Origin of the sequence: Ehrlichia minasensis (assembly GCF_004181775.1) — a bacterium.
Taxonomy (GTDB): Bacteria; Pseudomonadota; Alphaproteobacteria; order Rickettsiales; family Anaplasmataceae; genus Ehrlichia; species Ehrlichia minasensis.
The window spans coordinates 1-24,921 of sequence record NZ_QOHL01000020.1 but is presented as its reverse complement, the minus strand read 5'-3'; the positions used below and the strand labels follow the sequence as shown (position 1 = coordinate 24,921).

Annotated in this window: 23 protein-coding genes; 1 reads left to right on the top strand and 22 read right to left on the bottom strand. The window is 27.7% G+C overall.

Going from position 1 to position 24,921, the window contains the following annotated elements:
* Positions 1-514: 514 nt before the first annotated feature.
* The 8 genes from DRF75_RS04005 to DRF75_RS03975 all read right to left on the bottom strand — a co-directional run bounded on the left by DRF75_RS04005 (position 515) and on the right by DRF75_RS03975 (position 8,016).
* Positions 515-961 (bottom strand): hypothetical protein, encoded by a 447-nt coding sequence (locus tag DRF75_RS04005; RefSeq protein WP_129992702.1) that lies wholly within the window; start codon positions 959-961, stop codon positions 515-517.
* A 213-nt stretch (positions 962-1,174) separates the two neighbouring features.
* Positions 1,175-1,720, bottom strand: a complete 546-nt coding sequence (locus DRF75_RS04000) for a hypothetical protein (protein ID WP_129992701.1) — start codon at positions 1,718-1,720, stop codon at positions 1,175-1,177.
* Between the two features lie 1,084 nt (positions 1,721-2,804).
* Positions 2,805-3,458, bottom strand: a complete 654-nt coding sequence (locus DRF75_RS03995; protein WP_129992700.1) for a hypothetical protein — start codon at positions 3,456-3,458, stop codon at positions 2,805-2,807.
* A 94-nt stretch (positions 3,459-3,552) separates the two neighbouring features.
* Positions 3,553-3,702, bottom strand: coding sequence for a hypothetical protein (locus DRF75_RS05075; RefSeq protein WP_160249030.1), 150 nt, complete (start codon positions 3,700-3,702; stop codon positions 3,553-3,555).
* A gap of 444 nt (positions 3,703-4,146) precedes the next feature.
* A complete protein-coding gene (locus tag DRF75_RS03990) occupies positions 4,147-4,857 on the bottom strand; it encodes a hypothetical protein (protein ID WP_129992699.1) in 711 nt (236 codons plus the stop codon).
* A 121-nt stretch (positions 4,858-4,978) separates the two neighbouring features.
* The gene (locus DRF75_RS03985; RefSeq protein WP_045170929.1) at positions 4,979-5,449 is read right to left on the bottom strand and encodes a hypothetical protein; all 471 of its coding nucleotides are present in this window, start codon (positions 5,447-5,449) and stop codon (positions 4,979-4,981) included.
* A gap of 918 nt (positions 5,450-6,367) precedes the next feature.
* Complete coding sequence (locus tag DRF75_RS03980) at positions 6,368-6,763, bottom strand: hypothetical protein (protein WP_129992698.1); 396 nt, start codon at positions 6,761-6,763, stop codon at positions 6,368-6,370.
* An 821-nt stretch (positions 6,764-7,584) separates the two neighbouring features.
* Positions 7,585-8,016, bottom strand: coding sequence for a hypothetical protein (locus tag DRF75_RS03975; protein ID WP_045170931.1), 432 nt, complete (start codon positions 8,014-8,016; stop codon positions 7,585-7,587).
* Positions 8,017-8,094: 78 nt separating this feature from the next.
* On the opposite strand from DRF75_RS03975, the gene DRF75_RS03970 reads away from it, so the two are divergent.
* The gene (locus DRF75_RS03970; RefSeq protein ID WP_045170932.1) at positions 8,095-8,664 is read left to right on the top strand and encodes a DNA-3-methyladenine glycosylase; all 570 of its coding nucleotides are present in this window, start codon (positions 8,095-8,097) and stop codon (positions 8,662-8,664) included.
* Positions 8,665-9,664: 1,000 nt separating this feature from the next.
* Here DRF75_RS03970 and DRF75_RS05210 read toward each other — a convergent pair.
* The 14 genes from DRF75_RS05210 to rnhA form a co-directional block, all read right to left on the bottom strand.
* Positions 9,665-9,793: a hypothetical protein gene (locus tag DRF75_RS05210; protein ID WP_276318952.1), complete on the bottom strand. Its 129-nt coding sequence runs from the start codon at positions 9,791-9,793 to the stop codon at positions 9,665-9,667.
* Between the two features lie 869 nt (positions 9,794-10,662).
* Positions 10,663-11,493 carry a hypothetical protein gene (locus DRF75_RS03965; RefSeq protein ID WP_129992697.1) on the bottom strand — a complete coding sequence of 277 codons (831 nt, stop codon included), beginning with the start codon at positions 11,491-11,493 and terminating at the stop codon, positions 10,663-10,665.
* A gap of 628 nt (positions 11,494-12,121) precedes the next feature.
* Positions 12,122-12,277 carry a hypothetical protein gene (locus DRF75_RS05070; protein ID WP_160249031.1) on the bottom strand — a complete coding sequence of 52 codons (156 nt, stop codon included), beginning with the start codon at positions 12,275-12,277 and terminating at the stop codon, positions 12,122-12,124.
* 18 nt (positions 12,278-12,295) lie between these two features.
* On the bottom strand, positions 12,296-12,568 hold the full coding sequence (locus tag DRF75_RS03960) for a hypothetical protein (protein WP_129992696.1): 273 nt from the start codon (positions 12,566-12,568) through the stop codon (positions 12,296-12,298).
* 60 nt (positions 12,569-12,628) lie between these two features.
* Complete coding sequence (locus DRF75_RS05065) at positions 12,629-12,775, bottom strand: hypothetical protein (RefSeq protein ID WP_165375561.1); 147 nt, start codon at positions 12,773-12,775, stop codon at positions 12,629-12,631.
* Between the two features lie 746 nt (positions 12,776-13,521).
* Positions 13,522-13,656 (bottom strand): hypothetical protein, encoded by a 135-nt coding sequence (locus DRF75_RS05205; RefSeq protein WP_276318951.1) that lies wholly within the window; start codon positions 13,654-13,656, stop codon positions 13,522-13,524.
* 172 nt (positions 13,657-13,828) lie between these two features.
* Positions 13,829-14,557, bottom strand: a complete 729-nt coding sequence (locus DRF75_RS03955) for a hypothetical protein (protein ID WP_045170949.1) — start codon at positions 14,555-14,557, stop codon at positions 13,829-13,831.
* Positions 14,558-15,029: 472 nt separating this feature from the next.
* A complete protein-coding gene (locus tag DRF75_RS03950; RefSeq protein ID WP_045170950.1) occupies positions 15,030-15,371 on the bottom strand; it encodes a hypothetical protein in 342 nt (113 codons plus the stop codon).
* Positions 15,372-15,391: 20 nt separating this feature from the next.
* On the bottom strand, positions 15,392-15,751 hold the full coding sequence (locus DRF75_RS03945) for a hypothetical protein (protein ID WP_045170951.1): 360 nt from the start codon (positions 15,749-15,751) through the stop codon (positions 15,392-15,394).
* Positions 15,752-16,357: 606 nt separating this feature from the next.
* Positions 16,358-17,008 carry a phosphatidate cytidylyltransferase gene (locus tag DRF75_RS03940; protein ID WP_045170952.1) on the bottom strand — a complete coding sequence of 217 codons (651 nt, stop codon included), beginning with the start codon at positions 17,006-17,008 and terminating at the stop codon, positions 16,358-16,360.
* A 646-nt stretch (positions 17,009-17,654) separates the two neighbouring features.
* The gene (frr, locus tag DRF75_RS03935; protein ID WP_045170953.1) at positions 17,655-18,212 is read right to left on the bottom strand and encodes a ribosome recycling factor; all 558 of its coding nucleotides are present in this window, start codon (positions 18,210-18,212) and stop codon (positions 17,655-17,657) included.
* Between the two features lie 23 nt (positions 18,213-18,235).
* Positions 18,236-18,970, bottom strand: coding sequence for a UMP kinase (pyrH, locus tag DRF75_RS03930; protein WP_045170954.1), 735 nt, complete (start codon positions 18,968-18,970; stop codon positions 18,236-18,238).
* Positions 18,971-19,535: 565 nt separating this feature from the next.
* On the bottom strand, positions 19,536-22,526 hold the full coding sequence (locus tag DRF75_RS03925; protein WP_129992695.1) for a YhdP family protein: 2,991 nt from the start codon (positions 22,524-22,526) through the stop codon (positions 19,536-19,538).
* Between the two features lie 112 nt (positions 22,527-22,638).
* Complete coding sequence (gene rnhA / locus DRF75_RS03920; RefSeq protein ID WP_045170958.1) at positions 22,639-23,079, bottom strand: ribonuclease HI; 441 nt, start codon at positions 23,077-23,079, stop codon at positions 22,639-22,641.
* Between the last annotated feature and the right edge of the window lie 1,842 nt (positions 23,080-24,921).

Sequence of the window (24,921 nt, the reverse complement as noted above, 5' to 3'; positions counted from 1 at the left end):
TTTCATAAAAGCACAATTCCAAAGACTAGTTACATGCATAGACTATACTCAAAAAAGTATAGCTACTACATCAATTATATATTTGCAAGATAAGATACAAATTACTTTGACATTACCAATGTTTTCATAAAAGCACAATTCCAACGACTAGATACACGCATAGCTATACTCAAAAAAGTATAGCCTACATCAATTATATATTTGCAAAAAATATATAAACTACTTTGATATTACTCAATATATTATGTACAATTTCAAAAATTAGCTACATGTACAGAATATACTTCAGATAAAATATAATGCTATATAAAACCTTAAATTTAATAAATACAAATATACTTATATAACATAGCGCTTTAATTAAAATTTTTATAGTTATACAAATCTACTAATCCGTTTTGCTTCTAGCATGCATATCAAAATGCCCTAACAAAGCATTAGACACTGCAGTACATGGAACTCCATCGTTTCTTGATGTTTACTTTACCAACACCAGATTTATCCTAACTTGCCTTTATAATTCTAAATCCTCATAACATTCCATTTTTTGTACTTCATCAACAGCCGACACTAAACCTTTTACTGCTGCATCAGTATGCTCCTCTACAGCTCCTACCAAAACTTCCGGATTAACATCACATACAAAGTTATCACGCGCAATAGATATAGCCTGTTTTACAATCGATGAAATTGCTTTACGTGCCTCCGTATCAATTTGTTGCTTCAATTCTGCACAGTATAATTTATGTCGTTCACATTCTTGTGACAAATACCCTGACATTGTTTTATTCTGATGTCTTTCATATTGGTAAGCAATTGTTATTCGTGTATTAATTAACATTAGCTCTTCCACTTTTCCTTCTAATCTTTTATTTAATCTAGATAATTTAAATAGAGCAATAAGCAATAATATAGCTAACAAAAAAACAAATATAGATAATAAAACAAGACTAGATTTCATAAATTTACCGCGTTAACCTCAACTCTTCACTATGATGTCAAAAATTAGATACATTTATAAATAAGCTACACACTATAGATAAAATACAAAATAAGATTTTAACACTTATCTTCACTAATGAGCTATTATATAGTATAATTTTACATTTTATCATAAGAAGATACAAAAGCAACTATATTCAATAAAATAAAACTTACACCAGCAACAGATTCATTAAGCTACATTATTATTAATTTGTGGGTCATTTTTTTCTACATTTACTTGTTCAAGTGCAACATTTGGTCCTAATAATTCTCTTTTCACCTCTTCATTTAAGACTTGCTGCTGAGACGCGTATAGAGCATTTCTAATTCTTTCGTCCATCATTTGTACAGCATGACTAATATTTAATACATCTTGTTTAGAAACTTTTTCTTGTTCTAAAATCTTGCCAACAATTTCTGTAGTATCTGTTACACATTTATTAAGACTTCTTTCTACACACTCTTGTACAGCTGTTTTAGTCTTATACATAGTATGGGCAAGTTCCTTATATTTAATATTTTCTACTTCCAGTCGCATCGCATCCCTTACCAGGTCACGTGTTTCAGACAGAAACTCACCAATTACCTTCTCTGGGTCCTTGCCTTTATTATCAAAATACACTTTAATATTAAGCGCTAACTCAATCATCATAACCAACATCATCAGAATGAATAAACACAACATAATAATGCTGCCTATATCCATACCAGCAATTACATTAAGCTCTTCTCCCATAGTAACCCCACTTTATAAATTAAAATCTTACAATATTAATTATATATGTTATTAAAAAAAATTTCTAGACTTAAAACAACATTACAGCCTTACACAACATAAAACATCAACGCGAAAACAGCAGTGTATTAAAAATGCTTTCTTCATTTATAATGCAACACACTTACCACTAGTTATATTATGTAAATATTAGAGAAGAAAAATAACTATTGTAACAACTTTACAAATATATAAAGCTTTATCAACCTGACCTCTGAGTTAACCACCAAAAACTTACTACTGACGTTTCCTGCACTTTAATTTATAATATTTTTTTATTCTTTTGAATTTCAACATGAACTTTTTATATTACAATACATAACTTTCTTCTGTTTGTTGATATTACTCACAAGAATTTTTTTTCATTTCTAGACTCATATTCAAACTCTAGACTTAGTAATCACACATTTTTACCTTTGTATATTTAACTTTTTGGAGTAGTACACTTAATAATACAGCTTAAATAATGTATTTTATTTAGAAACAGTCTATCTTCTATGTATTCTCTAACAATACCTTTAATTTTTTATTTGCTTTACCTAAATCTTCTACTAGCATATACCGAATATAACACACAACAACTATTAATAGAATAATTGTAAAAAAACTATAACATTACATTACCCAGTACTAATCTTTCAACAACAATAGCTATTTAAAACACCTTTCACATTGATAAACTATGTTTTTTATCATTAAACTTACATCACCTTAAACAAATCAATACACACATAAATTTATAATGTAATATCACCAATTAAATCAAACCAATGTACCAGATCAACTATTTACTTGTGATCATAGAAACATAACTTACTTTTACTACAACAAATATCCAATAAAACCTTTCACTACTGATAGATCTATAAACTATGTTTTTTATCATTAAACTTACATAATCTTAAACAAATCGATACACACATAAATTTATAATGTAATATCACCAATTAAATCAAACCAATGCACCAGATCAACTACTTACTTTTGACAGATCACATATAAATAATACTTATACTTACTGCATGTAAAATTTTAAAACTTTCTATCAAACACCTTGAACATTTCCGCCAAGCTGATCACAGAGAATATTGCCATTCAATTGATTTTGTGGTTGCAATATTTCTTGACCAGCATTTTCTTCGTTTTGGTTAAATATCTTATCAATACTCTGTTTCAAACTTAACAGACTCAATTCTACCAATTCTCTTAAGTTGTGCATTTTTGCCAGTACTTGCATATCTTGAGTTGTAGATTCTTCTACAAATATTGCTTGAACAACCCTATTTTCAATTTCTGATAATTTACACATTAGAGCATCATAATCAGTATATTTAATCTTATGACCATCTCGTTCCTCAAAAAATCGCACAATATCTTTCAATCTGCCACATTCAGACTGTAATTTTATAATCTGAAGATCCTTGGCAAAACGCTGCCTGGACGTTATCTCATACCAGTCTGTCAACTCATTAAGTTCCTCTTCGGTTAACTTTAACTTACTTCGTAATCCTAAGTTTTCTTGTTTTAACAATTCCAATTCATTCCTTAATTGCAAGCCAGCTTGCTCATCTAATAGCTGTGCTTTTTCCCATAATTTTTTTCCAGATTTAATACAATACTTGTATACCGCAATAGCTATCAATATACACAATAACAATAAAACCAATGACACTAAAGCTATATAATAATGATTATTCATAACACACCTAATCTACAACACAACGTAATATATAAATACCAGCTAATAAAATTACATCATTATCAATTATAATATAATGAGATAAAATAGCATTCTACATATCCAATACTCTATAGTGCAACCCTACTAATGTATTAACTGTGCTACTGTTTTTAATAATGTTGATGGATTTCGTCACACATACTTTCCCTAAACAAGTATTTGCTATATTACTGTCTTCCGTAATATCAGAGTACATCAACATTAAAAACAAAAGTTAAGAATTGTACGAGCACACTTTACTTAAACTTAAGAAAGATATCAATTTACAATACATAAACCCCATATACCTGGTACTAGAAACAAAGCACACTCATTTTCACTGATCTATTAATACCATTACATCACATAAAACTTACGCATAAACATTATAGTATATTTTTTCATCAACCACAAATATGTATCCTACATCTCTACCATTTATCTGTTACAACATTAAAATCTATAATTTGCCTTTGCTACAGTTTATTTACTGCCAATTAATATACAACCTACTAATAACATCACTGTAAGACATCAATAGTTATATTTCATAACTATGCATACACTTAAAATATATATTCTTACAAAAATTGAAATTACATAAATAACTAAGAATGTCCTAATATTAATAATAGTAAATTTCGAATATTTTCAATCACGCATTCTTCTAAGATACACCATTGCTTTTTTCTTCAAGAGCTTTAACTCTGCATTCTATGTCATCAAGCATATTAGCAACCCTTACACATAAATTTTTCATATTTTGAGAAAAATCTAGTCTTTCTTCCTCTAGATCCTTTACATTACTTTCAAAATCACTGAGACGACATATCAAAATTTGCATTTGAAAATTCAGATCTTCATTATTCTGAACATCACCTAGCGACGCTAATTCTGTTACTTTTAGTTTCAAAAAATTCACTTCTTGCAACACAGTAAGGTACTGTACAACATCAACACCTGTAGTACCACCTTTCATACTTCTCTGGACATCAGACATTTTTTTCATAAGATCTGATATGTCTCCTCTGACGGATATTAGCTCTCTTCTAAACGCACTACATGCTGCTTCTGCTCTAGAACATTTACTATTCAAATCTTTAATATCATTCTTGAGCAACGCTATTTTTACATCATCAGTACCTTTCTGTTTCTTTAATATACTCTTTATATCTTCTAATCCCATCTCAGCAAGCTCTGCTTGCAATGTTAGTACAGCTTGTTTGAACGATGATATTTCTTGCTTATAAAGCTTATCTTGTTGCTCTAATGTACGTTTCACACCTCTAATATACTTACACAACAACCCAAACAACACTGCCATCAAAACAACAAACAAGATAATTGCTGCTAAACAAATTGCTACATCTCTATTCATAAAATACACAAGTGCTTTATATTACCACAAACAGCTTTTGCCACACTACGTACGTAAAACCACAAAGTGAAGCCTAATTAAAATTTTCCTACATTTCAAAAAATAAAGGTACAAACACTAATCAACAATTTCTACCTTGTGATACCATGCTTTCAACGCTGCAACATAATGATTCCAAGCGTGTAAATATTACCTCATTAGCATTAATCATATCATTTTCCATTTTTTTTATCATGTAAGAGTTTCTAAGAACATTTTCTTCCATATTACGGACTTCATCTTTCATTAAATCCACAGTACTGTTATTATGCCTTATTCCTTCACCAATAGGAGAACTAAAGTAACTTTCATAAAACCTTTGAAAATTGTCATTTAATATTCCTACCTCTGTTTTTAGAACCTTGATTCTTTCTTGAAGATTAAGTATTGCTAGTTGATGATTCATCAAAATGTCCTGATTTACATCACCAGACTTTTCTTTATCTTTTTTAACAAATTTGCAGACAAAGTAAGAGACTACTGCTATTAAAAGCAACATAATCACTAACCCTAAAAATAAAGGCAGTATATAACTATTTAACTGATTATCCACACACTTTAACTACAATGATTAGTAATTCTATTATAAAATATTTTAGAAAATTATACAATAATTAAAAAAACTACAGATATTACAAACAAACATAAAATATATTGATATAATTGATCACTGATACCATTTTGATATTAGCTTTTTAATATATAACAGCGATATAAGCCATTATAAGTTTTTCTCACATGCACATACCTTACTTCATAAAACAATGCTTTATAAATTATAATACAGTTAATAACATTATTATAAACTTCACCTATAACAGTACTATAATTAAAACATTCACCAACAGTAAAGCTTTTAAGCAGCTTATATTACAGGAATAAATCTATAGCTCTATGCTTTTACATCCTTGAAATCTTTTTAAAATTTTTCACTTACTTGATTATCCAACCTTTACACTACAGTTTTCTCTCTCAAAACATATTTACTTAATCTTTCACTAATCACAATTTCCACTTATAACTTGAAATAACACAATTTCTGAGGTGCAGCTGCTATCTCTTAGTATTCCCATGTACATATCTAACACGATAAAATTTACAACCAACAATGTACTCGCCTGCTATTGCTATTAGCATTAAAAACTATCAAATTAACATAGTCATTAATAAAGCGACATCACAACAAATACATCAAAATTCCACGATCCAAAACCATGACATTTAGAGCTTTAAAAGTAAAGACTTATACTATTTTCTACACTAAACAAACTATACTCTTTCTATACTACACAAACTATTGCTCAAAATACAATAAGATTAATTAAGGAAAGCACACTCACAGCTAAAAATCAAATAACAACCCTCAGTTAAGATAACCTATCAAAAAAACTGAATTTATAACAAATAATGTAAGCAAGCTATTGCACAACATCATGTATTATAATAGAAAAAGTAATAAAAATCTGACACATTATCTATCTTTTTTGTCAGATTCAGCACCTAATCCGTCAACACTAGCTTGAATTAAATTAGATGCTAAATTCTGATTTTGTATAATATGACCAGCATTTTTAGTATCATTTGTTTTCGTTTCAGTACCTTGAACATCATCGACTATATTATTAGAAAGATATCGATGATAAGTAAAATCTTCTCGCACACTACACATCTCATTATACAGGTTAAGCACTTCATGTGCTAAATCAGCTTCTCTCACTTCACTCCGAGATACCTTGCATTCTAAACCTTCTATTCGCTTGCTCAGAAGTTTCATACAAGAAATCATATATCCAATGATACACAATAATATCAGCATCAATAATAAAACAGCTACTGCTACACCCCAAACTACTACACTTCTATTCATGACACACCATTTCTAGAACAATTTTAAAATTCAAAAACAATTAAAACAAATACTCGTGTTTTCACATGTATACTAAATATTTCAGTAATACATCATGCTGCAATAACACACATGATTTACTATATTCAAAATGCATACTACACATATATAACACGTAAACAATAATTCCATTACTTAGAAATTTTCAACTAAAAAGATACTTACTAAACTCAGAATTCATAATTTACATAATACAACTTATAAGACTCATAATCAAATTATTTATATTCTATAAATTTAATTGCTTTACTTAAACACTACCAAATAACATTAAAAAACACAGCAGATTACTGTTATGCTGAGTACTAACAACCCCCAAATTTTTTATAGATTTTCAATATTTGCCTAACAATGCTCATCTTTTAACTCTCTAAACATTTTACAAAGCTATTTCTTAAGAATTTAATATTTTGATGTATTCCGCTTCATACTTACATGCTACACTTACTCAGTATAGTATTTTCTGAATGCCATTATCAAAGTGATACTAATCTATTTACCTAAAATAATCTTCTTGTTTTAGCTTCTGCATCAGTTTATTTTTTCATACACACAAACCTTTATTTATACTCTATCAAGTGTACATACTTTATTCTTAGAATTACTGCTAAAGACTACTGAACTATTATTGACCACAAACAGTACTAAAAATTCCAAAATACTGACAAAATACCACATAATAAAAATACAAATTATCATGTAGTTGAAAAAACACTGACCTCAAAATAAGCCACAATATTTCTCACACCAACAAAACAAAGACTCCTTTAAGTGAGTATTAATCACACACAATACAGAGATAACACCTTATCCTTCCATGTTATGAACATTTCCAATATAAGATTTGATAACCTAACTATCTGATCTCCATTAATAATTAATAATATAACATTAATTAACAGAAAAATCATATGCCAATACAGTAGTTGTCTATTTCTACGCAACCAAAAATTAAACAACCTGTCTAGCAAAGTATTATTAATATTCTTCAGCTGATTCACTTTCTCAATTATTTTTATTTCTTCTACATTAACTGATCTTAAATAATCCATAGTATTATCAATAATATAAGAAAAACTCACTTTATATTCTTTTAATTGTATACTTAAACTATCTCCTATAATAAATTGCACAACCTTAGATATTGCATCACTAGCTTTTTTTAATTTATCTACTCTCTTATCACTGGTATCAGTTTTTTCACCACTTTCCATTTGTTACCCTCATCATTGACACAAATCATAGATATTATTAGCATAATACAATCAACAACACTCAATTGGAAATATATCATGCAATATAATATACTAAAAAAGTCCTTTTATGCACAACAATCACTTGATGTCGCAGAACAATTATTAGGAAAAAAATTACTATTCAACAAATATCAAGGGATTATCACAGAAACAGAAGCATACATAGGACAGGACGACCCAGCTGCACATTCTTCACATGGTTATACAAAGCGCACTGCTGTCATGTTTGGCGATCCAGGATTCTCCTATGTTTATTTTATCTATGGGATGTACTACTGTCTTAATGTCGTCACTGAACCTAAAAGCTTTCCTGCTGCAGTATTAATCAGGGGGATAGTACTATTGCTTGACGATCAACCTAATATTATAATCAATGGACCAGGAAAATTATGCAAAGTTTTACACATCACAAAAGAACACAACAATATAGACATGACCCAAAATTATAACTTCTGTATTTGCAATACAGGTATTAACATATATAACTACATATGTACTCCTAGAATAGGAGTCAGTCGAGGAAAAGAAAAATTTTGGAGATTTGTAGTATCAGATTTAACTTTCTTACAAAATCTCAAATTAGAAAATAAAGTTTATTCAACCTAAAATTAATATAGTATAGCTTTCAAATAATATTATAAGTCTTCAATGTTTATGAAACATTTACAACATTTATATTACCAACTACATTTTGCATACTTGCTTACATTGATTTCATATCAGATTCTTCACAAACATTAAACACAGCTTCTATACAACTTCAACATTCTTATTGAATTCTAGATAATAAAGTTCATTCAGTTTAAAATTAATACAGTATAACCTTAAAAATAATATAAGGTTCACATGTTTTAGAATATATTTTTTAAACACTATATTCTTATCATGTTATGTACAGTTCTTCTTCCATTGTTTTATATCAGCTTAACAAACACCAAATGCTGTTTTTTTTCCTTAACATAATACTTAATGCTAGTTTTAAAGCATAAAGTTCATTTAATTTAAATAAACTAGTATCACCTTTAAAGCATATTATAAGTTTTTAACATTTAAGAAACATTTACAATATCTACATTATCAATCATGTTTTGCACACTTGCTTACATTGATTTCATATCAGATTCTTCACAAACATTAAACACAGCTTCTATACAACTTCAACATTCTTATTGAATTCTAGATAATAAAGTTCATTCAGTTTAAAATTAATACAGTATAACTTTAAAAATAATACAAGGTTCACATGTTTTAGAATATATTTTTTAAACACCATATTTTTATCATATTATGTACAGTTCTTCTTCCATTGTTTTATATCAGCTTAACAAACACCAAATGCTGTCCTTTTCTTTAACATAAATGCTAGTCTTAAAGAATATTATAGGTTTTTTACGTTAAGGTTCACCTACCAATATTTACGTCATCAGTAACACTTTATATAGTTGTGCTGTTTTCACATTACTCTAACACTTTTATAAAATCATAAATTGAGATAATAAAGTTCATTTAACGTAAAACCAATATAACTCCAAAGAATAACAGAATGTTCATATTTTTCATAATATACCCGTATGTTCTCAATCATGTTTTGCTCAGTTACTTTTTCTTAGATTGATTTTATATCAGCTTTACACACATCAAATGCTGCTTTCATACGACACAAAATTAACTTTTGTTCAGTTACATTACATAAAAGCACAAATTCTAACTCCATTTTCAGTACAGCTAATAACATCTCTTATTGCACAAATTATACCACATCTTAAACCTTTTTCTTGTATGGCTTATTATTATTTTTCACTACCCTTGCTTTTAACGCTGCTAATATATACATTTTGTCTTCATTACTTAACATTTCTCTATTTCAATACATTCCAGCCATATGCACTTGCACTCTTGCATTCAAAAGACATATCATAGCATTTTTAATTGAATCTATACTAAAGTATATCAAATCAATAAACAGAAGCATTACAAATGATAACATTATTGATATAAACATAGTAAATATTGCAATAATTATCACAACTGTAACAAATTCTATAATCCAACTCTTAGATTGTATGAAACATATAATCAAATTCAGTAAAAAACAAATAGATTACACTTATCTACCGAAGTAATACTTATGACAAAAGATTTATTATTAGTATATCTTAATTTTAAGGAAAAAACCTACTAATATTTTAATAAAGCTAGGACATTTTATAAACAACAATTCAAATCATCTACAAGTTTTAGACATTTTACAACGTTACAACATATACAAGTTGAAAAACAAGGCTATCCAATAAACAACATACTATTAAAAATCTTAAGCAAATATCTTATTTATAATTATTTAAAAAATTAATTACTACTTTCAATACTATTAAATGTTATCAAGATTTATTTTTAATCCTTAATATTTTAATGCTAATCAAAATAACACTATACAAAGACATATATTATAAAATAACCTAGCAAAATTCCGCAAAATGATGCAAATACAATAAAATCATATTGCTATATAAGTAACCAAATCTTTCTACACCATTATAAAAACTAGTAAAGAAAATTAAAAAATTTATAACTTTAGATCTTTTATAGCCTTCAGACAAAACATTAGCGACATCCCATTGAAATTAAGTCCAACAGTCCTAATACCGCCCTTATAACACAACATACACTACAATCCGGCAAATCTGATTCATCAGCCCTATCTTTTGCTACATTTTCCATAATTGATTGTGATAATCTCAGAGTAAACTCTTGGCCTTTCGATGTTACAGCTTCGATTAGTTTTTCCTCAGTTGATTCTTCCATGATAGAGCAGAAGTGTTCTAATGCTATATCTTGTCCTACATATTTCATACTATCTTCTAAAATCTCAAGAGCAACTTTCATACTACCTAAAATCAATAATTCTGTACTTAAATCAACACATCGAGAAAAGTTCTTACGTACATTAGCACAAACCTCATTAAAAAAATTTTTTATATATAACAAAGATTCTGCTCGCACATCAACAGGTGAATTCTCAGCATATTTTGACTTTAACTGCTTCAATACACTTTCTTCATACTCACTTAACTTTGCTTGACTTTGATATACTCCAATTACCCTTGCTAGCATCTTTCCACGAAAAAAATCTTCTTTAGCAGATTCAAAATCTCCTTCCTTACTAATACAGTCATATAAAGTTTTAGACTGCGCAATAATATAATCTATTGCACTAGTAATCCGGCATAAGTACTTATTCACTGTTGGATCAACGCCAATCAATGCTCCATCAATGTCTTCTTTAACCTCCTTTCGCATAATGTGACAAGCACTTTTTAACTGATAACCAAAATTGGACACATAAAAAGTAACATATAACATATGCATTAAAGTTAAGAAAAATAACATTACCAGAGATAACATAACTGCAATCTGCTCCTGGTAAAAAGTCATACTAAACACCATTTTCTATAAACATAACATAATTATATAAGTTAATCTTTATAAAGAATCAATCTATTATTTTAATATGTTAACAATAAGGTAAATATTTTACCAAATTAATTTTAAGAATAGATCTTTTTATTTACTATTTCTATTAAGAACTTATTTTCAACACCTCGCAATTTACATCCTTTATCAAAAACATACAAATTAACAATATATACTTTTAAGCCATAACTAATTCTGATTCATTGCAATTCCAATCACACCATCACCAATATTAGATAGGACCACTACTAACAATTATCTTGAACATTAGATCTTAGACTTACCTAAGTTTTTTAACATTGAAAACACACTATAAACAAAGTAGCAGCATTTGTAACAATACTATAAGCTTAGAGAATGATGTAAAAATACAAACTGACAAGTGCTAACATAGATACTAATTACATATAATCACTCCTAAACCTGTAATTTGTAGAAGCAATATATATAGAGGTATGCATAGTTTTAAACTTAATATCTCCAGATCATCTCTAGACAAAACATGAAAGTTATACACCACACCATGTAAACATAACAATACGGTACTTTAAAATATATAGTTAATTTTTAAAGAATATATGAAATAATATCAAATACTGTATCCTGAACTAGGAACAATTGACTCAACAACATCAAATTTTACACTTTGAGTTGACCCATCTATTACCATCTTTAATGATTTTGACATTACCATTTCACCTATACAGGACATATGATCATAAAAAATGTCATAAGCTATTTTCATACGTCCTAAACTTATCTTCTACTGTTTAAAACAATTTGCAAACATAAAATTAGGTACCTCTAACATCGAGATAATATTTCTTAAACAACGCTTCACACTATCCAATGATAATCGTCTCAAAGCATCTTGTCTCTGCTGATGATATGATTTCTTTAAGCGTACTAATACTCGCTGTTCATCTTCACTTAACAATTCATTGGTTTGATATATTCCAACCATATATGCTAATATCTTACCACCAGAAAGGCCTCTTCCATATCCACATGCAATCACGTTTTTTATCAGAGTCACTATATATTTGCTTAAAATTCTCAAATTCACTCATGATACAATCTATCGCAAGAGTAGAACCTAACAAAGCCCTAACATCTTTAGCATCGATACCAACAAGTTGTGCATCAAGCTTTTCCTAACTTCTCGCATAACAAACCTACAAGCAGCAGATATCTCATTCCCCAAACGTACATAATATACAATAGCAATTATTAAAGCTAACATTATAGTACTTGCTCCACAAAGTAATCCTACTGCAGTAGCTACGTCAGTAGACCCACTAATATAAACTGCAAGCCTAAGTATTCAAATAAATAGTAATAACATAAGCAATGCCAAGCACGCAATAATTGATTCATTATGAGCTGTTATATTTGACATCATTAAACTTACTAATCAGTAAAAATATATAACTGTATAAATCAATTTTAATATAAAATATATTAATTTTTAAATATTTATATTAACATGAATTAACAACAAACTCTGCTCATATGCTGTTTTTATCAAGATTTTGTATAAAGCTTAGAACATTTTTAGTACAACAAAATGCGTATTGTAACTTTTCCAAATACATAACTTGAAAAAAACAATACATCTTTAATAAATTTAAACTATATCTTTTACCTAGTTAGTTTGTAGTATAAAATCAAATCAACCTATAACTTATCATTCCCAGAATCACTAAGAGTTGCTTTAAATGTCAAAACACATAAAACAAAAGCCCATCAGTTTAACTATAAAATTCTTAGAAACTAGTAAAAAAAACTATAACAACATCGACACTTGCTTATAATAGTAAAGTAAACAAATTACACATATATCCTTACAAACAGAGACTATGAAATTTAAAAAAAACTAGAGATTTGTTATTCAGTTATATAATTTATAGTAAACATACTGATATTTATTTAAATTTAACTCAGCAAAGCTCACAATGTTTATACTAGTTCACAATTTTCTCTTAACTACTACACTTCTTGAACTACAACAAAAACATTACGGTAAGCTTTTTCGTATAACTTTTGACAACGCAATAAGTGATCTTCGCACAACAAAGTTATATATTGCTTACACTTTACTACAGATAATTTATCAAAGTCCATACTTTAGGTCCATCATCACTCATAATTTTTAATATAAGAATCGTAATGATTACAAAAATAGAAACAATAGTTTACAAATTTCTCGCTAACACAACTATTAACTTCATATTATAGAGTGTATAGCTATATTAGTAACACTAAAGATATTAGTACTTTAACACAAAATCACTCTTCAATGAACACAATTCTCAATATCACCCAAAGATATAGTAACAAAAGAAATATCATCATAAAAAATTCCATTACCACGTGGTCTAGCATCACGACAAAATACATTTAATATATCAACATTTTTAATAGTAAAGTTTATCCCTTTAGCAATAAAAGCTAATCCATAGTCCAATTTTATATAATACTCTGATATTAACCTCATCTGTTCTTCATCACCAATATTTTTTACCAGATTAAAAATATTTTTTAATAAAGCACGAATACATGATATGTTTTGTAAGTCACATTTTAATAGAATTTCCTTATGGCTATTGCATATTAATACTGAATCTTCAGTTTCAGAAATAAACCTAGTTAACAGTAACACTTGCTTATAAACTTTATCATTATCAATTCTATCAATAAAATTAAATATTTGATCTTGTACATACTTAAAACCTACTTTAACCATTAAAACACCATGTTGAGGAGATTTAGCTTCTATAAATTCAGTACCATTATCATATAGCTCTTTCATTTTCACTTTTAATTCTTTCTTCAAATCACAAATAACAGAATTTCTTATTCTACAATCAGAAACATCAAGAGTCCTAACAGGTAATGAACTACCATTATTCACACCAAAGTCTTTTTTAGAATCTCTACACTTTTTCAATATACTATATATGATTAAAATAAAAATAATAAATATTAAAATACTAACTATTGCAAAATAAACTTCATTAATCATAATACAAAATTATAAGTTAATACAGTAAAATTTATACACTATAACTATTAATAATTATAAAAATAGTATCTTACATTTAATATATTAACTAAAATAATTAACTATAATTTTAATAATTTCGAAACATATAAATACAATAACCATTAGATTTGTAGAATATCATCTAAAAAACATTAACTTTCAAACTGATAATAATGATTATTACTATGAAATAAAGTTTTATATTGTATATTCAATTGTTGAATATTATCAATCATCATCTTCAATGATTAGAGATATTCTATATAACCATAAAATGCTGAAATAAACAAATACAGACCAATATTTGCAGAATAGAATTGTTTTACTTATAAGTAATACTAAAAATTAAAACCACAAACAAATTAAATTTACCTTCAACGTTAATTAATATATTTACAATTTCTTATTTTCCAACAGATTGGTAAATATGCGTTATAAAAACCAAACTACATTAAAGATGTAGAGCAACATTTTCATTAAGTTCTATACTACTTAAATTAAGCGTTTCAAATTTGCTTTTTAAGGCATTATCAACACTTTCTAAACATAGTTTAAGGATAATGTGTAACATTAAAGCTTTATTATTAAAATCACGCATGTATCTGTTTAATTGAGACCTACCAAACACATCCAACCTAGTATAACATATGCTTATTAACTGAACACTATTTTTAAGCAATACTTCAAAATCTCTTTTAATCTTTTTCATTTCATTAATATTACAAGAAGTTAAACTAGCTCCTGACTTTACAAAATCTTCTATCAAACTTATAGATTGTATTAAATTATTCATCTGTGTAGAAATAGAACAATTTACACTTGACAATGACGAAATATCATTCGTATCATCAACACAATACGGATTTTCTCTATATCAGGTAAACGGTCAATAATAGCAAGTATTTCATTCATCTCATCTAAAGTATCTTTAGTTTTATTAGCTAGATAACTTAGCTTTATTACACTAGATTTATCAAGACTTATCCCATACTTCCTAACCTGATTCTCAGAATATTCATCTGCTAACTTATCTACACTACAAGATACTTGATAGTCGGACAACTTATTACATAAAGCAATCAATAATAAAAATATTAATACTAATGGTAGAAATATTATGCAACAAGCAATAGTTAAATTTACCTTACCTTTAGTGCTTAAATAAAATCCCACACAAATACCTCAAAATTAGTTAACTCATAGAAGAATTAAATATTAATCTTTCTTGATACATTATAATAATGTTAAACTAATTTATAATATATTTTAATATATATGTATATAACAAATAAAATATATTTAAATCACTAAACAACAATATTCTTTTTTCAAATCAAGAGATAACTTGCTTATATAAACAGACTTTGATCATCGACAATAGCGAATACTATATAAGTTTAATATTAATACTGTAAAGAATAACTCTTAGTAAATAGTGTAGTCACAAACACACAAGTTCAAGATTTAACCATACCTGGCTTGTAATATGAAATAATAAAAATGTAACTTGATTACCATATATAACAATTATTACTACTTCATACTAACAATTATATATCAAGATATTAAATATTTATTCTTAAACCTACAAATAATATTTAACAGAAAATTATAGACGCATGATTGAAAGTAAAAATATGGCTTGTAATTTTATCAATAATATATCTATTTGTAACATTACAAAAGAACATCATCCCATAAACACAAATATTAACATATTTAATACATTAATTCCCAAAAAAAGACCGACTTCCTCAACCCACTAAAATATTTATTACTTTATACTAAAAAGAACTTAGAGAATTTTTGAACATAATAAGCAACCAATGGTGCGGTGAAAATAAAACTATCCATGCGATCAAGAATACCACCATGTCCAGGAATAAAAGTTCCGCTATTTTTTACTTTATAGAAGCGCTTTATACAAGACTCTGTAACATCTCCAACCTGAGCAACAAAAGCTATAATAATACCACCAATAAATGCATGAAATACAAAAAATATCCCAAAAATTATTGATACTATAACACTAATAAACGTCCCAGCTACTATCCCTCCTAACAATCCTGCCCATGTTTTATTAGGACTAATCACAGGAACCATTTTTTTCCCGCCAATACTTTTACCAACAAAATACGCAGCTACATCTGTTCCCCAAACAACAGCAATTAGCCATATCAGAATTATTTCTCCATGCAATAAGTTATAAATATATACTAAAGATGCATAAGGTATTACTACAATAAAAATCGATGGAATATAATATAACCTCTTACGCTTCATAATATTAAACAATTCAGTAGAAGAAACAACAGCAAGAAAGAAACATAAGCAATAAAAAGTCATTTTGCCAAAATACAAAGACAAAAACACAACACAAAAAATTAATACAGAAGAAAATGACCTTATAAAAAAATTATTACTTACCATTACTGCAACCAAATACTGTTCAATCTAAACTATACATTTTATATAAGCCATATTACAAAAAACATAACTAAGCACAATGTTAAACAAAATTACACAAAAACTAAACAAATTTTATTCACCTAAATTATATAACATTTAATTAATATATTAATTTTAACAAGTACTTAGTACAATTGCTACCATTCCAATAACTCAGAGAATTATAAAACCTATCACTTTCAATAAATATATAATAATATTCCTACAAGTAAATATTGAAAGCAAATTACTTTATAACATGTCTTACAAACAATGCTATCAACAAAAACTTTAACTCAAGTAAATACAAAAATACCAATTTTTCAATAATGAAAAACTATTGAACAACAAAAACACTACTATATTAGAAAAACTGCATAACCAATTACTTTACTAGCTTTCTTCAATAATTACAAACTATGATTTTTTTTCATCACTGGATACAAAAAAGCAAGTCATTAGTATATAATTGTACTATGTACTACTTACCAATAAAACAATGAAACTTACATTATGATCAATACATACAACATTACACTACCTAACCTACTAAAAACATATTAAAAACTACAGAACAAAAGCTAAGCAGCATTGTTATTGCGCATTATATATTAATTACACACCACAACTAGACTTGCAGTAACTCTTTCTCCTTTGAAGAAAAAGCATCATTTATTTTTTTTATAACATCATCTGTAATTTTTTGTATCTCTGTGCCAGATATACGTAAATCATCTTCTGAAATTTCTTTACTATCTTGCATTACCTTTAATTTATCCATTATATCTCTACGTATATTACGTACAGAAACTCTACAGTCTTCTGAAATTTTACCCAATAACTTAACTAAATTTTTCCTCATATCTTGTGTCATTTCTGGAACAGTCAAACGTATTGTTGTTGCTTCACAAGAAAAACCAAATCCAAGATTTGAATTCATAATTGCAGTTTTGATAGCTCCTATATTATTGGAATCCCACACCTTAATCATTAAAGTTTTATTATCAGATACGGATATACTTGATATTGTATTTAATTTTACACGCCCACCATAAGTTTCAACAACAATTCCATCTAATACCGAGGTCCTTGCTCTACCAGTTCTAATACCATCAATATCACTTAAATAAACAGATAAAGTTTTTTCCATTCTATTTTTAGCATCTTGTTTTACTTCATTTATCATCTATCCATCCCAACATTTAAATTTTAATTACATATTGTTGTATACAACCCGTGTCCACGAATTACATCTGCAAAACTACCACGCTTCCCCAGATTAAACACAATAATAGGTACTGAATGCTCACTAGCTAAAGACACAGCAGCAACATCCATAATTTTAAGATCCAATGACAATAAATCACGATAAGAAATTCTATCATATCTTACCGCATCAACAGTTTTTTTCGGGTCAGCTGAATACACACCATCAACTTGTGTACCCTTAAATATAGCATCACAACCCATCTCTATACCACGTAACGCAGCTGCAGTATCTGTAGTAAAGAATGGATTACCAACTCCAGCAGCACATATTACCACTCTTCCTTTTTCCAAATGACGTATAGCACGTCTTCTAATATAAGTTTCACATACAGCAGTAATAGGTATTGCAGACAATACTCTAGACTGTACATTTATCTTTTCCAAAGCATTTTGTAAAGATAAAGCATTCATCATAGTAGCTAGCATCCCTATATAATCATTACTAGCTCTCTCAAATCCAAAAGGAGACGACGACGACGCGCCACGAAATATATTACCACCACCCACAACTAAACATAGCTGTATTCCAAAATCATATACTTCTTTGAGATCATGAGCTAACTTATCCAGTATTTCCACATCACATCCAAAGCCTTTCTCTCCCATTAACGCTTCACCAGATACTTTTAGCAAAACTCTAGAATACTTAACGTTAGCAGTAGAGGACTCACTCATTAACTTTCCTTTGTATTAGCCAGCAACTAAATAGTAAACACAGACCAACAAATTATATATTAGACACAAAAAGATGCAATATACAAATTCCTAACATCACAAATTTATTATGCTCAATAGAAGTCACATGATATCAAAGTCTAATTTTTACTTTACACAATTTACTTAATTATTAAATATTCTAAAAAGAGCTTCAAAAACACTGAAAAATAGAATTTATAAATTCCTATCACTCATCAATTTACTATGCTTAATACATCTGCTAATCATAATCTTACACTATACAAACACACAGTTTAAAACTCAACATAAAAGTACTTTACTATCATTTTCAACATTACTATTAATAAACAAACTGTTGAAACTTAAGTTAAAGTTACTCACAGATAGAATATTTAAGTCATAATGAGCTAATTTTCTCAAAAATACTAAGTTTATAGAATATTACCGAAATGATACACTAAGCTTTTCATATGTATCTTTGCACAAACAAAAAATAATAATGGATTAAATACGCTTATCCAGTTTAACAAACACAATACAAAACATCAAAATTTACAGATTCTCATGATACTTTGCTTACCTGACTTTCTTTTGTTTTTTGAACAGATGATTTGTTTTTAACATTGTCTTTTTTTGTCAGCTTATTATCAAATACCTGTAATACTCTCTTTAATAAATTAGGAGTTAAAATAGACATTAAATTAACTGATAAATCATGATCTTTATCTGTACCTTTTACCTTATAATCTATAGCAATAACACCTCGACTTTGGCCTCCTGTTAACAATTTCCCAATAATTGGAGTTTGCCATATGATTTTATTAATGACATATGCAGGAATTATTTGTCCTTTTATATCAAACATATTTGTATCTACATTAAGTTCCCCACCTAAACTAATACCCAATTCAGATCCTTCCATCCAAGATTCATCTATATTTACTAAGTTATCTTGATAAGTAAATGGTACATTTAATGTATTGAAATATATACCTTTACCATTTAATGTATTAACAACCCCCTTTAGTGAAGATAAAGTCAATATTTGAGCTAAGATAGAAGCATTGACAAGATGAAAATTTGTTAATGAAAACATACCATGAGTGATATCATTAGTATTTATCGGATACATATAAAAAGATAATTTACCTTTATTTATAACATCTAAAATGTTCAACGCACGAAGAAGTGCTCCAGCATTGTTAGTACTTATCTCCAGTCCAATAGGGCCATATTCCATATTAAAATCACCACTATCTACAAAATTACCTGTTAACTTAATTGCACGATAAACACCGTCATAACGATCCAATTTGAAATCTATATCTTTAGCTACAACATCATTTTTCATTATAACGCGATCTACATTGACATTAACATTAGCGTACTTCAAAGCAGATTTACCTTTTATAACATCAGTAAAATCAAAAGCGCTTAAATCCAAAGATTTACCAAACATTTTCATCGTTATAGAATCTTCATTTTTTTTCAACTCAGCTTTAACATCTGTATTTTCTAATTTCACCCTATTTAATAACAATTCTATATTATTTCCTACTTTACCACTTAACTCTACATCTATATTATCGCCAATTATAGATGCATTACTTATTTTCACCTCATTTTTATCTTTAAATGAAGCAGAAAACTTTACAACACTATTAAAGCTTTGCTTTGCTAAGCCATTAAAGTAAACTTTCAGATGAGCAAGATCAATATCTCCTGCAATATCAGTACTATCTCCATCAGTATTCCACTGAAGGTTGGATTTCATTATTCCTGAACAATTTTCATAATCAAAAATTCCTAATCCCTTTACATTCTCAGTTGAAATATATCCAGTAAATGCATAGTGAGATTTATAGTTATTTTGTAAATTTTTACTAATCTTTAAAGACATAGGATAACCATTCATATGGCCTTGAGCATTTATATTAATATTTTCATCATGCAGAACAATATCAACTTTCGTATTATAAACATCAAAAGTACCCAAAATACTATCTGCCTTAAAAGATTCAACTAGTGTATGTATGTCAGACTCATAATCCACAACATCATCATTTAGCAAATTAAATATCTTAAAATTAAAGTTAGTAAGGGCATTGCCAAAAATTTTCTTATCATCAAGTGGGATAAACTCTTTATCATCTACTGCCAAATATAGCTGTTTTACATTACTAACAGAATTACCACTGATATTCATTACTGCATTTGTATCTCTTAAGTCCTCTATTGCTAATATCCCATCCTTAACAACCATTTCTTTAAAACTTGAATCATTAGAAGTAATAACAAATTTATTGTCATGCAAATACAATTTCCCATGCACTATACGCACTGGATCAAAATTATCATTGAACTTTATTGAAACATTTTTTATATCTGCATTAACATTATAACTTGAAAAATCATTATAAAGAAAAATATTATCCCATTTTCCTTTAATTTGAAGTTTAAGATCACTAATTTTTCCTTCTTTAACATTAGTACAATACCAATGATTCAAATCAGGATACAAATTAGTAACCCAGTAATTACAAAGTACTTCTGGTGACACAGCATCAATGTTAAAATTCAAGCTCACGTTTTCATCATCAATCACTCCATTTGCAACTATTTTGCTTTGATCTAATAACACAAAAAAATTTTTTACTGACAGAATATCATTTTGATATACTAACTTTGTCCTAAAATCATGAACGTAACACTTATGTGAAGAGACACAAGGAATGACACCTTTTATACTTTGAACATTAACATTACCATATGTGATTTTATCATACTCATCAATTTTCAGTACAACATCACCACTAAAATTCAAGTTTTCGTATAATGGAAGCTGAGTATTTAAATTACCTAAATACCCCAATATCTTAGTACTAAAATTACCATATGACATCTCAAGAGACATTACACCCTTATAATGTTCATGTACTGTCATACTGACAAAAGAATTATCATTCTCTAAATTGAAATCAATAGTATTCTTATCATACCCTTTATTTATCTTCATATTAAGTTGCTTTATCATTAAATCTTCTTTGCCACTTTTAGTAAGGACAGCATTACTAATAAAAACCGGTATATCTAGTTTTATTGCATTTCCTAAAATATCCTTTATAGCTTTTATAGAATTTTCTATAAGATTTACTTCAACTTTTTTTTCAATATCATAAAATCCAACATGTAATTTAGGAATATCAATATAAGAGAAATCACAATTTCCCCATAAAAATAATATTCCCACTCTAGAGTACAATAAGAATTCAGGTATGGTAATATTTGCTCCAAACTTAGCACTCTTAATAGTCAGATCTTGTGATGATAGAATAAAATTCTCACTTTTGTTTTGCCAAGTTAATGTAGTCTTACCTATATTTATTTCTGAATCAGGAAAAACTGTAGCAAGTTTATGTTTTATATAAAAATTTAAGAACTTTGCATTAATATCTATAACATCTTTATCACGAATATAGAGGTAAGATAAACCACATCCTATAGAAATGATGAGGATAAAAAACAACTTTATAAATTTTTTTTTTTTTAGCATAATAAACACTAAATTAATATACAGCAGTATTATCTACACAACATTACTAAAAAAGATGCACCTACTTATTACATTGATCTAATACTTTTAGAAATGCAAATACAAATAGAATTCATTTGTTAATCTGACTACGTGCAAGTATATCTGCTTTTTGATTATACAAATTTCCTGCATGAGCTTTAACCCAGTACCAAGTTACATTATGAAAACTGGCAAGACTATCTAATTCCAACCACAACTCCAAATTTTTTACAGGAAGTTTGCTAGCAGTTTTCCACCCATTAATTTTCCATTTCTCAATCCACAATGTAATACCATCTTTAACATATATGCTATCAGTATACAAATCAACATTATATGCTACTTTTAACAATTTTAGAGCTTCAATAACTGCTGTTAACTCCATCCTATTATTAGTAGTATCCGGATTATTACCACAAATTGCTTTTTCATTCTTACCAAACAACAAAATTGCGCCCCATCCTCCAGGACCAGGGTTACCAGAACATGCTCCATCAGTATAAATCACTACTTTATTCAGTTCATCTTTCATGTAATATATTTAATAACCTTGATTTCAAGAGTAACATCTAATATTAACTATATCAATACTGAAAACAAAGACACCTATTGGACAATCCAAAGAAATATGCTCTGCTTTTTTAAAAATTTTATCAGTAAATTTATTTTAAGTAGATGCACTTAAGTATATATGAATTAACCACTTTTTAATCTATATTAAGAACTCAAAGATTACAAATAACTAATCACAGCATAGCAGACAATATATTATCGATAATCATATAATTTGCAATAACATTTTTATGCTTAAAAAACATTTAATCTACAAAAACAATAAAACTTTAAATTTATATACAATATATATATACGCTAACAATATATACACTAAGGAATACCACAATTGTTATCACTCGACACAGTTTTATGTTAACAGTAATATAAATATTTTAACCTCACAATAAAAACTTAAACCACAAACAAGTTAAACATTATAGCTTAGAAGAAAAAACCTAACCCAAAATAGTATTTAGTTTATAAATGACAGTATATAAACACCTGTATATTCCAACTCCATAGCAAATGCAAGTTATGTTAATCTAATAACATATCACAAAAAATGTAAATCTATTATACGAGCTTCAAAAGACACAACAACTAAATCCAATATTTTCATTTCTCAACAACATTTTTAAAATTTCTAGCAAAATGTTACACCTTGTACCCATAAGCACAGTAAAAGACTATAATTTTAAATACTATAAAAAGCACAGAAAAACACATTATAACCTGAATATACACATTAAGCTAAAACAACTTCAATTACTAAACAGCATATATATTCCTAAATTATTATATATTCAGCTATTACTATTCTAAAAGCAGGAAAAAACCTTAGTAAAAATATATTAACAGATCTATTAAATCACATACAACATATGTCAAGTTAAAATAAATTAACTCAATAATTACAATATAGAATAATACAGAACTATATATCTTTAGCGTTTATGCTATTAAGATAACGCTATTCAAAATAAAAAACATATGTTAAAAGAAAAGCATTATAGCTTAGATAATTTTCAAAACCAGATTGCAGTGAAAGTCACATATTAAACTGCTATACACAATAATGGTAACTTACAACCGCAGTAATCCATTAATGAATAAAAATTTTACACTTGTTATTAAAAAAATCAAGAATACAAATATACTGGTGCAAAAATTAGTAATATGATTATCAGCACTAATATATACGAGTATCATTATATAAATTAATCAACTCCTATTAGAAAAAAAGTTTTACTTTAAATAAATACTAATGTATAATTAAAATACAGTGTTGGTATAGTAATCAGCCTGTATAAGCGTACTTTAAACTTATAAATAGCATTTTAGTTTGTATAGCTTTAAAATATTATAGTAGCACTTGTTGCTTTATTAAAACCCAATTAATACATATCTGTAACATGTGCTACTTACCTTTGGTAATCTCTCCATTTATTCCCTGTAATTCTATTAAATTCTAACAATATCTGCATTCTACAGTATTATTGTACAATAATTCAGTGTGTTTTCTACTAAGTGAAAATGTGCTTTTTTTAGCAGAACATCTTTTTGTTATGCATAGGACTGACACAGCTATTTTATTGTTAACAGCAGCTTTTTTATAGGTAAAGTGTACATAATAAGTGAGGCAAGTACTCTCATATTTACTTTATTAACAATATAGGTATTAATGTAAATAATACGTTTGCATTAACAAACCAATTACAGTAACATATTACTTAGCTTAATATAGGGTAAAAAAATTACAGACCAAAACAATACAACACACACATCATCTACTGAAGTATTAAGCTCAGCAGCATCTACC